The sequence below is a fragment of the Micromonospora sp. NPDC049580 genome (assembly GCF_040675595.1).
Classification (GTDB): domain Bacteria; phylum Actinomycetota; class Actinomycetes; order Mycobacteriales; family Micromonosporaceae; genus Micromonospora.
Genome location: NZ_JBFAPG010000134.1, coordinates 1 through 12982 on the forward strand (window position 1 = coordinate 1; position 12982 = coordinate 12982).

General features: G+C 72.0%; 16 protein-coding genes. 9 read left to right on the top strand and 7 right to left on the bottom strand.

Translation table 11 applies throughout. From position 1 onward, the window contains the following. Positions 1 to 53: 53 nt before the first annotated feature. Both AB0J68_RS13870 and AB0J68_RS13875 read right to left on the bottom strand, forming a co-directional pair. On the bottom strand, positions 54 to 740 hold the full coding sequence (locus tag AB0J68_RS13870) for a DUF4396 domain-containing protein (RefSeq protein ID WP_363938650.1): 687 nt from the start codon (positions 738 to 740) through the stop codon (positions 54 to 56). Between the two features lie 150 nt (positions 741 to 890). Beyond that, complete coding sequence (locus tag AB0J68_RS13875; RefSeq protein ID WP_363938653.1) at positions 891 to 1982, bottom strand: winged helix DNA-binding domain-containing protein; 1092 nt, start codon at positions 1980 to 1982, stop codon at positions 891 to 893. Positions 1983 to 2227: 245 nt separating this feature from the next. Here AB0J68_RS13875 and AB0J68_RS13880 point away from each other — a divergent pair, with 245 nt between their 5' ends. Both AB0J68_RS13880 and AB0J68_RS13885 read left to right on the top strand, forming a co-directional pair. After that, a complete protein-coding gene (locus AB0J68_RS13880) occupies positions 2228 to 2623 on the top strand; it encodes a hypothetical protein (RefSeq protein ID WP_355067248.1) in 396 nt (131 codons plus the stop codon). Positions 2624 to 2636: 13 nt separating this feature from the next. Beyond that, positions 2637 to 4157 carry a hypothetical protein gene (locus AB0J68_RS13885; RefSeq protein ID WP_363938656.1) on the top strand — a complete coding sequence of 507 codons (1521 nt, stop codon included), beginning with the start codon at positions 2637 to 2639 and terminating at the stop codon, positions 4155 to 4157. On the opposite strand, the gene AB0J68_RS13890 is transcribed toward AB0J68_RS13885, so the two are convergent. After that, the gene (locus AB0J68_RS13890) at positions 4154 to 4675 is read right to left on the bottom strand and encodes a winged helix-turn-helix transcriptional regulator (RefSeq protein WP_363938659.1); all 522 of its coding nucleotides are present in this window, start codon (positions 4673 to 4675) and stop codon (positions 4154 to 4156) included. The genes AB0J68_RS13885 and AB0J68_RS13890 overlap by 4 nt on opposite strands. Between AB0J68_RS13890 and AB0J68_RS13895 the strand changes: the two genes are divergently transcribed. The 4 genes from AB0J68_RS13895 to AB0J68_RS13910 are packed head-to-tail and all read left to right on the top strand — an operon-like array spanning position 4640 to position 6366. After that, positions 4640 to 5203, top strand: coding sequence for a pyridoxamine 5'-phosphate oxidase family protein (locus AB0J68_RS13895; protein ID WP_363938662.1), 564 nt, complete (start codon positions 4640 to 4642; stop codon positions 5201 to 5203). The two genes, AB0J68_RS13890 and AB0J68_RS13895, sit on opposite strands and share 36 nt — an antisense overlap. A 32-nt stretch (positions 5204 to 5235) precedes the next feature. Next, the gene (locus AB0J68_RS13900) at positions 5236 to 5625 is read left to right on the top strand and encodes a dihydrofolate reductase family protein (protein ID WP_363938665.1); all 390 of its coding nucleotides are present in this window, start codon (positions 5236 to 5238) and stop codon (positions 5623 to 5625) included. Continuing rightward, positions 5622 to 5834, top strand: coding sequence for a dihydrofolate reductase family protein (locus AB0J68_RS13905; protein WP_363938668.1), 213 nt, complete (start codon positions 5622 to 5624; stop codon positions 5832 to 5834). The genes AB0J68_RS13900 and AB0J68_RS13905 overlap by 4 nt, the downstream gene beginning before the upstream one ends. A 10-nt stretch (positions 5835 to 5844) precedes the next feature. Continuing rightward, on the top strand, positions 5845 to 6366 hold the full coding sequence (locus tag AB0J68_RS13910; protein WP_363938671.1) for a DUF5990 family protein: 522 nt from the start codon (positions 5845 to 5847) through the stop codon (positions 6364 to 6366). Positions 6367 to 6473: 107 nt separating this feature from the next. Here the strand turns inward: AB0J68_RS13910 and AB0J68_RS13915 are convergent, their stop codons facing one another. Beyond that, entirely contained in the window at positions 6474 to 7292 is an 819-nt protein-coding gene (locus AB0J68_RS13915) for an alpha/beta fold hydrolase (RefSeq protein ID WP_355137014.1), read from the bottom strand. A gap of 26 nt (positions 7293 to 7318) precedes the next feature. Beyond that, positions 7319 to 7984: a DUF4097 family beta strand repeat-containing protein gene (locus tag AB0J68_RS13920; protein WP_363938674.1), complete on the bottom strand. Its 666-nt coding sequence runs from the start codon at positions 7982 to 7984 to the stop codon at positions 7319 to 7321. A 243-nt stretch (positions 7985 to 8227) separates the two neighbouring features. Between AB0J68_RS13920 and AB0J68_RS13925 the strand changes: the two genes are divergently transcribed. Further along, positions 8228 to 8941, top strand: a complete 714-nt coding sequence (locus tag AB0J68_RS13925; protein WP_363938677.1) for a helix-turn-helix domain-containing protein — start codon at positions 8228 to 8230, stop codon at positions 8939 to 8941. A 3-nt stretch (positions 8942 to 8944) separates the two neighbouring features. On the opposite strand, the gene AB0J68_RS13930 is transcribed toward AB0J68_RS13925, so the two are convergent. Further along, entirely contained in the window at positions 8945 to 11008 is a 2064-nt protein-coding gene (locus AB0J68_RS13930) for a glycogen debranching N-terminal domain-containing protein (RefSeq protein ID WP_363938687.1), read from the bottom strand. A 5-nt stretch (positions 11009 to 11013) separates the two neighbouring features. Further along, entirely contained in the window at positions 11014 to 11382 is a 369-nt protein-coding gene (locus AB0J68_RS13935) for an SCP2 sterol-binding domain-containing protein (protein ID WP_363938680.1), read from the bottom strand. Between the two features lie 198 nt (positions 11383 to 11580). On the opposite strand from AB0J68_RS13935, the gene AB0J68_RS13940 reads away from it, so the two are divergent. Further along, a complete protein-coding gene (locus AB0J68_RS13940) occupies positions 11581 to 12087 on the top strand; it encodes a DUF6584 family protein (protein WP_354862279.1) in 507 nt (168 codons plus the stop codon). Positions 12088 to 12238: 151 nt separating this feature from the next. Then, a partial coding sequence (locus tag AB0J68_RS13945; protein WP_363938684.1) for an SRPBCC family protein occupies positions 12239 to 12982 on the top strand: 744 nt, incomplete at its 3' end.

The window sequence follows — 12982 nt, forward strand, 5'->3', positions numbered from 1 at the left end:
CGGCGGGACCCGTCCGGGCCTCGCCGCGACCGTCAGCGTGAGGTCTGGCGACGTCAGCGGGGCGCGACGCTCAGCCCTCGGCCGACCTGCCAGGAGGCGGCGGGCCAGGCCGTGATGAAGCCAGCGATCAGCCCGATCTGGCCGGCGAACCAGAATGTCGGGCTGTCGGGTCGCAGGGTTGGCTCCGGAAAGACCATGTGATGCGCCAGCGTCAACCACGCGAACAGCGCCACCTCGAACGCGGTGATCGTCAGCAGTTCGATCTTCACGACTGTTGTCAGCGCGTACCCGATCTGTGCGACGCTGCGATCCGGCCGGTCGAAGAGCCGAAAGAGAACAGCGATCGTCACCGCCGCCAGATAGTCGCCGGCGTAAGCGATCCACAGCCCGTTCTGGGCCGGGTCGAATCTGACGGCGTACAGGGCGACCTCGGCGACGATGAAGCCGAGAGCGCAGTGCGCGCCACAACGGGACACCTGGGTCAGGATGATGCCCCGGTGGGGCCGTCGAGGTTGATCGTCCCGCCGCCGTGGCGAGAGCGCCTCGGGCCTGCCCCATTTCCAGTAGAGGCAAACGGCCGCTGGACCGACGTAGAGGACGGTTACCAGCCAGACGATCTCCATGACCTTGACCGGCTGACGGTGCCCGAAGAGATAGGTGTCGGCGAGGACGATCGCGAAGCTGACGACACCGACCGCGAGCGAGGCCCAGGAGAGCGCCACGAGCCAGGTTGGCTGCATCCTCGCCCCTTCCACGCGCCGGGCGCCGGTGCCTGCCGCGGCCGATGGGGGAGGGGGCTCGTTGACTGGTGTCGACGGCCGAGGACGCCCCACAGTCTTTCACGGCGTACTCGTCCGTACCGGCCGATCGGCCGTTCGTCGTGCTGGCCGCTAGCTGGCGAAGTCGACGCTGGCGAGCGACACGTCGCGATGCGCGGCGAGGTGTTCGGCCTGTGCGGTGATGGCGTCGCGCGTCCCCGCCGACAGTCTCTGCCAGGGCTGGACCGCGATCGTGAGCGTCCTGCCGGACTTGCGGGGTCGCCAGGTGCCCACCAGGTCGCCGTCGACCAGGACGGCGCCCGGCCGACCCAGCACCGGCCACAACTCCTTGGCGTGGGCGGGGTCGGGCACCAGCGTCGCCCGGTCCCTGGCCTGGAGGAACAGGTCGAACGGGCCGAGGAGGCGGCTTGTGGTGGCGTCGGCCGACTCCAGCGCCTTGTCGTCGGCGGCCAGCAGCCAGCGCACCTCGCCGTCGACCGTCACCTCGACCACGTCGTCGGGCCAGCGCGCCTTGACGTCCTTCACGGGGGCGTCGAGATAGCCGGCCACCTGTTGCGGGGTGGCCGGGCCGAGCAGGCGAAGGTATGCGCGGACCAGGTCGAACCGGTCGACCGGGGCGGCGGCCCTCGTGAACCCGGTGATGCGGCGCAGGATCGGCGGCGAGGTGTCGAGTTGCAGCTCCAGGCCGGCCCGCGCGGCGGCGAGCCGGAACGGCATCTCGTAGAGGTGTGTGGCGTCGCACACCCGGCAGAACCGCAGGTACGGCTCGGGCAGCACCGTGGCCAGGCGGCCGGAGACCTCTCCCTTGACCGTCGGCGTGGTGACGATGGTCCGCATGCGCGCGGCCACCTCGTCGAGGGCGGCGAGGTTGTCGATGCCGGCGGCCTTCAACGGCTTGGCGGCGTCGTAGATGCGCTTGCCCGCGTCGGCGTCGGAGAACGGTTCGACAGCGGCCACCACGTGGCCCACATCGGCTCGGCGGTAGAGGTGCGGGGCGCCGCGCACCGTCCACAGCAGGACCACGTCCGCGTCGGACATCGCGGTCACGTCGACCCCACGGACAGCGAGGGCCCACCGGGCCCCGTCCGGACCGGTGTTCTGCACCCCGATGTCGAGGACGGCGGTGTCGGCGAGCGCGCCATCGTCCCGGTCGAGCTGCTGAGCCCGGACGCGGAAGTTCATCACCTGGCGCCGATCAACCATGTCTGCACCCTAGCCACGGCGGCTCGTGCGGTGGGCCCAGGCGTGCAGCGCCCGTGCCGGAACCGCCGCGGCTCACTCCACCTGGGCGTGTCGTGATCCGGACACATTGGCCGCGCTCGCCCTGCACGCCCGAACTCACCTGCGTGGACGGTCGCCGTCGCTTCCGCCGGTCCCGGCGGGGGAGCCGGCGCGGGTGTCCACACGCGGCGCCCGGATGGTGCAATAGGGGAACGCTGATGGCAGCAATGACGGAGGTACCCGTGGACGGTGTGGAACTGCTTCTCGCCGCCCTGGCGCTCGGCGCGTCGACAGGCGTGGCCGACGCGACAAGCGCCGCGGTCCGCGATGCCGCCGAGAGCTTCCGGGGCCTGGTGCGTCGCCGGCTGACCGGCGAGGGCCAGGAGGCGCTGCGAGCGTTCGAGGCCGGGGGCACCGACTCGGGCGTCTGGCAGGTGCACCTCGCCGACGATCTCACCCGCGCGGGCGTCGACCGGGACGAGCAGATCCTCAGCCTCGCGCGGGAGCTACTGGCGAGGGCCGAGGCGACCGGGGTGCGCACCGAGATCGGGCAGGTCGACCTGCGCGGGGCGAAGGGCGTCCAACTCGGCAGCTACAGCACCCAGCACATCACCTTCAACTGAGGCAGCCGGGCAGATGGGCGACAGCGGGCAGTCGGAGGACGACCGGTCGCGCGGCATCGACGCCCGCCACGCCCAGGGCGTCCAGTTCGGCCCCCACAGCCGCCAGTACAACACCTTCGGCCCGGTCGTACGGTCGGCGTACCTGGCGGAGGTGCACCGGATCGCCCCGGCCGACCTGCTCGACCGCGATGCCGAGCTGGCGCGGCTCGCGGCCTTCTGCACGGGTGACGGGTCGGGCGCGTACCTGCGGTGGGAGGCTGCCCCGGGCACCGGGATGACCGCGCTGCTGTCCTGGTTCGTGCTCCACCCGCCCCCGGGAGTACGGGTCGTGTCGTACTTCGTCGTCGCCGGCCGCACCGAGCGGGAGACCCGCGAGGCGTTCGTCGACGTCGTGCTGGAGCAGTTGGTCGAGCTGACCGACCGGTCCATGCCGGGCCATTTCACCTGGTCCACCCGGGAGGCGCACCTGCTGGGCCGGTACGTCGACGCGGCCCAGGCGTGCGAGCGGCGGGGCGAGCGGCTGGTGCTCATCGTCGACGGCCTCGACGCCCGACGCGACGCCTCCGCTGTCGCGACGCTCCTGCCCGACCGGCTGGTCGGTGGAATGCGGGTGGTGCTCGGCACCGACCTCGGGTGGCGCGCCCCCGCCGACCTGCCACCGCGGCATCCGCTGCGGGAGCCGAACCGGCCCCACCTGCTGGCGCCGTTCGTCGGCCCCGACGAGCGCGCCCGGCGGGAGGCGGAGGACGCCCGGCGTGCCGACGAGCGGGCCCGGCGGGAGGCGCAGCGACACCAGGCCGCCGAGGAGCGCCGCACCGCGCAGCGGCAGATCGACCAGTGGCAGGCCGCCGAGGCGGAACGGGCCAGGCCGGCGGCGCGGGCGGCAGCCGTGCGGCGTGCGCTGACGTTCGTCGCCGGGTGGACGGGCCTCCTCGTCCTCGTCACCTGGTTGGCCCGGGGTTGGCCCGATCCGCGGGTCGCGGGCATCCTGAGCGCCCAGCTCGTGGCGGGTGGGCTGGCCGCCGCGATCGTGCTCGTACCGTCGGCGTTCCGGCTCGGTGCGGCGTACGCGTCGAGGCCGGCCTCGCCGGCCGCCTGGATCGATCGATCCCGGTACGGCCTGCTGATGCAGGTGATCGCCTTCCTGGTGTTCGTCGTCCTGGGCGGAGCTGGCGCGGGCGACTACCTCGACGCCCTCGACGACCGGCAACTGGAGCGGTCCGTCGGCCGGGCCGGGGCTCTGCCCTCCTTCGACGAGGTGGTGGCGTTCCTGTTCCTGCTGCTCATCGCGGTCGGCTGCGTCGCGGCCGGCCTGTACCTCGCCGCGAGAGCCGTCCGACCCTGGTCCGAACGGCACCGGGAGCGGGAACGAGCGTTTCGGGCACTCGTCGACGCGGCGGCCGCCGCTGCCGCGCGCGAAGCGTCCGCGGGAATGAGCGCCGACGTGCTGTCCCCGCGAGCGGCCGACCGGACCAAGGCGTACCAGAACATGCTGGCCCGGCTGGGGCAGCGCCGGCGTCACCCGCCCCGCTAGGTGCCGTCGTCGGCGAAGGCGCGGGGTGTGAACGGAGTCAGGAGGAGATCGGTGAGGCGCTGCGTGGCGTCCTTGTCACCGGTCAGGTCAAGCACGCCCGCGTCCACTGCCGCCGCCACGGTGATCTGGTGCCCGCAGACGGCTCGGAGGGTGTCGATGTCGGTGGTGAGTGTCGCGTCGGGTTCGGGGGTCGTGCCGCGGCGCAGCTGCACCGAGTCGTCGGCGACCTCGGCGAGGTAGGTGTCGGCGTCGATGTGGAACGCGTAGACGCCGCGGAGATCGGCCGCTCGCGCCGGATCGAACCCCGCCTTGAGGGTGAGCAGCAGGGAGTCGATGCCGAGAGCGCCCTCGGGGAGCTGCGGGGACTGGCTGCCCCAGCGGCCGAACTGCAGCAGGATGGGCTCCAGTGCGCGCCCCCATTCGGTCAGCTCGTAGAGGTGGACACGCGTCGGCGGCCCCAGGTCCCGCCGTCGCACCACGCCGTGCTCGGTCAGCTCGCGCAGCCGCTGGCTCAGCACGTTCGGGCTGACCCCGGGGAGCCCGCCGAGCAGGTCGTTGAAACGCCGGGGGCCGAGCAGCTGCTCGACACCCCCGTGGCGCGGCGCCTGCTCGGGGCGCCACTGGCCCGGCTCGCCTACACCAGCGGGGACGGGACGCCGCGGCTGATCCCGGTGAATTTCCTGTGGACCGGCGACGAGCTGGTCGTCGGCGCGTTCGCCGGCACGTACAAGATCCGCGACCTGCGTGCCCGACCGGACGTGGCGATCTGCATCGACACCGCCGACGGGCTACCCGAGGTGCTCATGCTGCGCGGGAAGGTCACCCTGACGGAGGTCGAGGGCGTCCTGCCGGAGTACGCCGTCATCCAGCGCGCGGGGATGGGCGACGAGGTGGGCGACGCCTACCTGACGGCGATCGACAAGCCGGGCCTCCGGATGGTCCGGATCGGCCTGCGCCCGACGTGGGTCGGAGTCGTCGACTTCCAGGAGCGCTTTCCCGACCGGACACCGGAACCGGTCCGAGCCGCGCTCGGCGGCGGTCGCTGACCAGCATCAACGCACCATGATGGAGGACTGGGATGCCGAAGATCGTCGTGTCGATGTGGATCACCCTGGACGGATTCGTCGCCGGCCCGGACGACGAGATGGACTGGCTGCTGGCCGACGACCAGCTGCAGAGGTACGAGCGGGATCTGGTGGAGAGCGCCGGCAGCCTGATGCTGGGCCGGGTCACCCACGCCGACTTCGCCGGCTACTGGCCGGTGGCCGCCCGCAACCCCGACGAACCGGCGGCCGTCCGCGGATATGCCCAGCGACTCGACGCCCTGGAAAAGATCGTCGTCTCCGCCTCGGGAAACATCGCAGACTGGAAGGGCACCCGGAGGATCGCGCGCATCGACCCCGACGAGATCGCCGAGATCAAGCGTGAATCCGGCGGGACATCGTGGTGTACGGCAGTCTGGCGGTGATCCGCTCCCTTGCCGATCTCCGGCTCATCGACGAGATTCACCTCCTGGTGCACCCCCTGTTCCTGCGCCAGGGCAAGGCGCTGTTCGACGGCGGGCGACCGCCCGCACGACTGGACCTGGTGTCCGCCGAACCCTTCGAGTCCGGCGTCGTCCTCATGACGTACCGCCCGCGGGGTGCTGCAACCGGGCGGTCGGCGCCGAGAAACTAGAGTCGGTGGCGTGCGGATCCGGATCGAGGGCAGTGACCTCCCAGGCCGTCGGGCCGGCGCGGACGCCGACGCGCTGCGGCTCGGCAACGTGCACGTCGGAATCCAGCGCAAGACCGAGGTGATCGATCGCGTACGGGCCGACGCGGCCAAGGCGAGCTGGTACGTCGAGGTGTCCAGCCGGGAGGTCGACGGGGTGCTGGACGTCGGCGGACCATTCGTGCACGGGCGCCCCGGAGCGCGGTTTCTGTACCTGAGCTGGGGCGCGCTGTCCGATGACGGGTTCGCGATGTTCCGGCGAGCAAAGCTGATGTTCACCGACATTCCGACCGAGCTGCTGCGCGCCGCGCACGAGGGCAACGGGCTGCTGGTGGGCAGTCTGGGGCTGACGGACGCGACCGGCGGGCCGGTGTGCGCCCGGGTCCACCCACCCGCCATCACCTGGACGGTGCGACAGCCGCCGGTCGCGACGTCCACCCGGCCGCCCGTACCGGACGGACGGCCGGGGGAGGGGACGTCGTCAGGCCACCAGTGAGACCCGCCCGTTGTCCAGGTCGTATCGGGCGCCCACGACCCGCAGGGTCGCCCACCGGGCGACCCCGGCCGCGCGAGGCGACCGGGGGACCCGGCGGGCGGAGTGGGTCAGCGGACCTCGCGGTCGAGGGCGGCGACCTCGCGTACGGCGGTGGCGACCGCTGCGAAGTCCTTCTTGAGGATCGCGCCGTGGTTGCTGGCGACCTTCGCGCCGACCCGGATGTTCGGGTTGCGGACGGTCACCGCGTCGAGGCTGGCACGGATGCGTTCCTGCTCGTCGCCCTTGCTGCCGAAGGACGTCCCCGACGCGACCACGTACCGCACCGGAACGGTGATGGCGTCGAGCACCGGGCCCAGCTCGCGCTCGGCGGAGAGCCGTCCCAGCTCGATGTTGCTCTCTGCCTGCTCGTCGGCGTTCATCCGCGGGACCAGGCCCGTCGGGCGCAGCAGCGGCATGAACCACCGCATCCGCCGGAACAGCTTCCGGATGCGCTGCTCCATGGCCTCGTCCAGCCAGTCGTGCGGGAACGCGCCGTCGACCAGCACCGCGCCGACGGTACGGTGCGGGTTCCGGTTGGCCCAGTGCGCGCCGACGACCGCGCCGTACGACCAGCCCACGAGCACTGCCCGGTCCACGCCCCGGGCGGCGAGAACGGCGTCGACGTCCCGGACGGCTGCCTCGAACGAATAGTCCGCCGAGCGCCCCGACTTTCTGCCGCGGGCTCGCTCGTCGTAGGTGATGTGCCGCCACCCGGTGCCCAGGTCGGTGATGACGCGTCGCCAGTACCCCTGGGTGGCGAACTGGCCGTTGAGGAAGACCACCGGGATGCCCGAACCGCCGGTGTCGGTGACGGCCAGGGCCGTGTCGTCGACCGGCACCATGCCGGTCCAGGTCGAGCTGGTCGAGGAGGAATTGTTCGTCGTCATGGTCGTACTCCTGAGGGGTTGGGGGTTCAGAGGCTGCGGGCGGTGATGTCGCCGTGCGAGGTGGTGGCGTGGATGTCGAGGTCGGCGATGCCGGTGTTGGTGAGGGCGTTGCTGACGCGGCCGTGGCCGGTGCCGGCGTCCAGGGCGGCCGAGACGCCGCTGGCGGCGGCGACCGAGATGTCGCCGGACTGGGTACGCAGCACGACCGCGCCGCGCCGGGCCTCGGCGACGAGGATGTCGCCCCGCGTCGTGCTGATCTCGGCCGGGCCGTTGAGCCGGCCGACCTCGACGTCGCCGTCGATCGCGGTGAGACGCACGCTCGCGGCTTCGTCGATCTTGATGTGGCGGTACGCGCCGTCGACGGTGACGTCACCGAGGCGTCCGACGCCGCGCAGCTCGGCGCTGGCGGCCCGGACCTCGACGCGGGAGTCGGCGGGCAGTTGGACGGTCACCTCCACCGAGCCGGAGGGGCCGAGGAGCTGGTTGGCAGGGGTCGCGGTCGTGACCCGCAGGACGCCGTCGGCGTACGCGATGGTGGTCCGCTCGGCGGCCCGGGTGTCGCGGCTCCGGCCGGCGTCGGTGGGCCGGACCTCGACTGTGGTGTCCGCGCGGTCGGCGGCGATGAACTGGACGCGCCCGGCGGGGATGTCCAGGACGGCGGAGATGGGCGCGGGGGTCGGGAAGCTCTGCATCACGTTCTCCTGGTGCTCGTTCCGGTGTTTCTGATGTGGGAAACGCTACGTTGCTTTCCATGGGCCGGCAACAAGCCTGTTGCATTAAATCAACGTACCAGCAGCTCAAGGGCTTGAAAGTGTTGCAATGGTTCGGAATATAACGCAACGCTACGGCGATGTGCCATTGCAACCGGATGAGGGTGAACGCTATGGTGGGAGCGCGCCGAGGCGCTCCGAGAAACCACCACCGAGGAGATCGCGATGCCGGGAGGCAGACTCACCCAGCAGGAACGCCAGCAGATCGCGCTGGGGCTGGCCGAAAGCCTGCCGTACGCCGAGATCGCCCGGCGGCTCGACCGTCCGACCTCGACTGTCACCCGCGAGGTGTTGCGCAACGGCGGTCCGAACGCCTACCGCGCCGACCTGGCCCACCGCGCCACCGAACGCCGCGCCCGCCGACGCGCGCCCGCCTCCGCCCGCGCGGCCGAGTCGGTCCCGCAGCCGCACGGCCGTGACGCCGAGGCCGTCGCCGAGTACGAGGAGACGTTCACGACCGTCCTCATGGCCTCAGGCCTGAACAAGATGTCGGCCCGGGTGCTGACCTGCCTGTTCACCACCGACACGGGCAGCCTGACCGCGTCGGAGCTCGCCCAGCGCCTCCAGGTCAGCCCGGCGTCCATCTCCAAGGCGATCGCCTTCCTGGAGAGCCAGAGCCTCGTGCGCCGGGAGCGCGACGAGCGCCGCCGCGACCGCTACGTCGTCGACAACGAGCTCTTCTACCAGGCGACGATCGCCAGCGCCCGCGCCAACGACCAGCTCGTCGAGACGGCACGCCAGGGCGTCGCCGTCCTCGGTCCGCACACCCCCGCCGCCGCCCGCCTGGAGAACATCGCCCGCTTCCTGGACTTCATCAGCGAGAGCATCACCCGCGCCGCCGAACAGGCCCGCGACGTCCTGCACGCCAGTCCGGAGTGACCGTCAGGCGGTTCCATCCGTCGACGGCGGCCGGTCAGGCCGGTGGCGGGCGAACGCGTCGACCCGGCCCCACCGGCCGGGAATGTCCAGCAACGCGACCCGGGCGAAGGCGGCCGGCAACGCGGGGTTCACGGCGAGATGGTCGTCGTGCGGGTCGATGCCGAGCAAGGTGCGCAGCAGCAGCATGGGCGCCCCGCTGGACCACGCCTGCGGGCTGCCGGCGGTCGGGTACCGGACCGGGTAGCGGGTGGTGCTGCGGTCGTACCCACCGAACGCCTCGGGCAGCCGGCCCTGAAAGAAGGTCGCGGCGGACAGGATGCCCTCGGCGATGCGGCCGGCCTCCGTGCCGAACCCGTACCGGCGCAGGCCCCAGGCGATGAAGGAGTTGTCGAACGGCCAGACCGTGCCGTTGTGGTATCCGAGCGGGTTGTAGCGGCCCTGCCCCTCCGCGAAGGTCCGCACCCCCCAGCCCGAGAAGAGCGCCGGACCCATCAGGTGCTCGACGACACGTGCGGCCCGCTCGGGTGGCACGATGCCGCTCCACAGCAGATGCCCGATGTTCGAGGAGAGGCTGTCGACCGGCGTCCCGTCGTGGTCGAGCGCGAGGGCGTAGTAGCCGTCGTCGTCGAGCCAGAAATCGCGGTTGAAGCGGTCGTACAACTCTGCCGCCTCGCTTTCCAGGCGGTCGGCGTAGTCGGGGTCGCCCCAGAAGGCGCGCGCCAACCGCGCCCCGCGCATCTTGGCGTCGTAGGCGTACCCCTGGGTCTCGCACGTGGCCCTCGGGAACCCGGGCAGCCGGCCGTCGACGTAGGAGATGCTGTCCCAGGAGTCCTTCCAGCACTGGTTGTCCAGGCCGGTGGCGCGGTTGCGTTTCTCGTACCAGACGTAGCCGGTCGACGTCAGGTCGGCGTACGTGTCGATCCAGGTCAGGGCCGCGCGAGCCTCCTGCTCCAACTCCATCACCAGCGCGGTGTCGCCGCTCCACCGCTCGTACTCGTCGAGCAGCACCACGAACAGGGGCGACGCGTCGACCGTGCCGTAGTAGGGCGAGTGTGGCTGTTCCTCGAACGCGGCAGACTCCCCGTAGCGCAGCTCGTGCAGGATCCGGCCGGGGTCCTCCTCCAGGACGTCGTCGGACCGGGCGCCCTGCAACGACGCGAGGATCCGCAGCGTCGGCGGGGCCAACGACGGTGTGATGGGCAGGGTCTGCAGGCAGGTCAGCAGGCTGTCGCGGCCGAACAGGGTCATGAACCAGGGCAACCCGGCTGCGGGTACGGTCGCGCCGCCGAGCGAGAGCGGCGCGAAGCGCAGCGCCGCCAGGTCCACCAGGCTGCGGTGGTACACCTGCTGCAGCGCCGCGCTATCGGTGTCCAGTGTCGGCGCCTGCGCGACCCACTCCCGCACGCTGTCCGGCAGAGTGGAGTCGTCCGGGCGCTGCGCCCGTAGGGCGTCACGCAGGTCGACGCCGTCCGGGCGCAGTGCCCGCATGGCGGCCTGCAACCGGGTGGTCCACTGCTGCCCGGGCTCCAGGCGCACGGCGAACCGGAAGCCGCTCGGATCGACGGTGGCCGGCTCGCTCGCCGACACGACAACCACGCGCCGGTACGTGCCGCGCCGATAGCCCATCCGCAACTCGTTCGCGTCGACCTGGGTGTAGTAGCTGCCGACCTTGTCGTGGAGGTCGAACTTGATCTCGAAGATGTCGGCGAAGTCGGCCGCCACCTCCAGGCGGACGTCCAGGTCGACAATCGACTGACCGTAGTTGAAGATCGTCAGCGACTCGGTCAGGTCCGGGCCGATGTGTCGTCGCCGGATGGCGGACACGTCCGCCTCGACGTAGTCGACCGCCCCACCCGGCACGACGAAGAACGTGACCTCGTAGTACTGGCTGTCGTCCACCGACAGGGCGGCCATGCGTTCACCGTTGACGGTGAGCACCCAGCGGGACAGGAAGCGGGTGTCGGCGGCGAACAGCCCGACCGGGGTGGCCGGGGAGGAATGCACGTCGCCACTGGCGTCCGACACGATGAACGTGTTCCCGTCGATGCACGACACGGTGCCGGGGATGTCCCTCATCGGCTACGTTCCGCTTGCCGGGCCGACTCGGTGGGGCGGCCGGCTGCTCGCGGAAACAGCCGTCCGAGGCGCAACGCCAGGCCGAGATCACCGTCGACCAGGATCTCGCCGCGGGCGATCGCCGCCAGCCCGTTCACCTCACCGCGCGCCATCGCGTCCGCGACCTGCGCGGACACCCTGATGACGGTGGTGGCGGGGTCGCCGCTCCTGGACACCTGCATGTCGCCGTGGTCGATGACGAGGAGCCACTGCTCCAGGTCGTCCCCGCTCCCGATGTCGAAGCGCACGCTTCCGCACACCTTCTGAAAACGCGGATCCCGGCAGGCAGCGGCCAGCCGCTCGAAGAAGGCACTGGTCGCCGACATCCCACCTCCCCGGGCGCGCGCTGGTTAGAAACGGATGGCGGCTACCCGCTGCGGGGGGCTGTTAACGCTCAGCGCGGGCGTCGTTCAGGGCGAGAGCGTGAAGCGGGTCCAGGTGGTCGGCAGCCGGACAGAGGCTGAACAGTGGCTCGGCGGAATTTGGATGTCGGCGCGGCAGGCGTACCGCTCACAATGTCCGCCATGGCGAGAGAGCGCGTACTGGCGAAGGTCGAGGCCGACCTGCGGCGTGGGCACGTCCACCCCGCGATGCAGCGGCTGACGAGCCTGAACGCCGCGTACCCCGACGACCTGGAGCTGCGCTCCCGGCGTGCCGCGCTGTACCGGCAGGTGGGCAACGTGGCCGAGGCTGGGCGGTGGGGATTCCTCACCGAGGACGCCGGCGCGCAGGAGGTCGTCGCGTTCGAGAGGTCCTACCCGGGCGCCTGGCGACGTCTGCGCGCGTTGAGGGTGATCGCCGACCCCACCGACCGGCTCGGGCCGGTGGCGGGCGCGCGGCTCGCCCAGCTGGTCCGCCAGGCCGAGCGGGAGGGCCCCGCCCCGGTCACCTGGACCGAGTTCGGCCCCCGCTCGGCTGAGCCCGACTCGTGGCGGGACGCGCTGGGTTGCCTGGTGGCGACCGTGATCGGTCTGGTCCTGGTGGCGCTCACCGTCGTCGGCCTGATCACCGTGCTCCGCTGGGCGCTGTAGGAGGACCCGGGTACGCGTGGGATGAGCGGCCTTTGGGCGTTCTGTCCCGAATCGGTCTCCTGGGGTGGGCGTACCGCATAGCGTCACGGAGGCGGACCCACCGCCGGTGCGCCGCGCGTCGGCGGGCACGGCCCCGCGGAAGGGACCGGACATGGATCGAGTGGAGACGGTGCTCCTGCCGGAGCTGGACGGGCCGGTCCCGACGACCCTGCCGAGGGCGCTGGGCCTGTTGAGTCTGGCCCTGGGCGTGGGCGCCCTGGCCGCACCCCGATCCCTCGCGCGACTGACCGGGGTGGACGACTCCCCGGCGGCGCAGGCGGTCGTCCCGGCCGTCGGCGCACGCGAGCTGGTGCACGCCGTCGGCCTGCTCACCGGCCGCCGCCCTGTCGGCTGGGCGTGGACGCGGGTGGCCGGTGACGCGCTCGACCTCACCCTGCTGGGCCGGGCGATGGCCGACCGTCGGGGTGACCGCCGACGGCGCCTGGCGCTGACGACCGCCGCGATCGCCGGCATCACCGCCCTGGACGCGGCCGTCGCCATCGGCGCCGGCCGCGCGCGACGGGCCCGCGCCCGGGTGATCCGGATGGAGATTGCGGTGACCGTGAACCGGTCGCCCGCGGAGGCGTACCGGTTCTGGCGCGACATGGAGAACCTGCCGACGTTCATGGCGCACCTGGAGTCGGTACGCGCCGACGACCTGCGCCGCTCCCACTGGGTCGCGCGCGGCCCGGCCGGTCGCCACGTCGAGTGGGACGCCGAGATCGTCGACGACCAGCCGAACAGGGCCATCACCTGGCGCTCGCTGCCGGGCACCCGGGTGGCCAACGCCGGGCGGGTCCGGTTCGCGCCCGCCCCGGGCGACCGGGGCACCGAGGTGCGGGTGCAACTGCGCTAC

Bases quoted from the DNA above. Each gene is read 5' to 3' on its own strand.
- AB0J68_RS13870 (WP_363938650.1), bottom strand. From the start codon at position 740: ATGCAGCCAACCTGGCTCGTGGCGCTCTCCTGGGCCTCGCTCGCGGTC.
- AB0J68_RS13875 (WP_363938653.1), bottom strand. From the start codon at position 1,982: ATGGTTGATCGGCGCCAGGTGATGAACTTCCGCGTCCGGGCTCAGCAG.
- AB0J68_RS13880 (WP_355067248.1), top strand. From the start codon at position 2,228: ATGACGGAGGTACCCGTGGACGGTGTGGAACTGCTTCTCGCCGCCCTG.
- AB0J68_RS13885 (WP_363938656.1), top strand. From the start codon at position 2,637: ATGGGCGACAGCGGGCAGTCGGAGGACGACCGGTCGCGCGGCATCGAC.
- AB0J68_RS13900 (WP_363938665.1), top strand. From the start codon at position 5,236: ATGCCGAAGATCGTCGTGTCGATGTGGATCACCCTGGACGGATTCGTC.
- AB0J68_RS13915 (WP_355137014.1), bottom strand. From the start codon at position 7,292: ATGACGACGAACAATTCCTCCTCGACCAGCTCGACCTGGACCGGCATG.
- AB0J68_RS13920 (WP_363938674.1), bottom strand. From the start codon at position 7,984: ATGCAGAGCTTCCCGACCCCCGCGCCCATCTCCGCCGTCCTGGACATC.
- AB0J68_RS13925 (WP_363938677.1), top strand. From the start codon at position 8,228: ATGCCGGGAGGCAGACTCACCCAGCAGGAACGCCAGCAGATCGCGCTG.
- AB0J68_RS13935 (WP_363938680.1), bottom strand. From the start codon at position 11,382: ATGTCGGCGACCAGTGCCTTCTTCGAGCGGCTGGCCGCTGCCTGCCGG.
- AB0J68_RS13940 (WP_354862279.1), top strand. From the start codon at position 11,581: ATGGCGAGAGAGCGCGTACTGGCGAAGGTCGAGGCCGACCTGCGGCGT.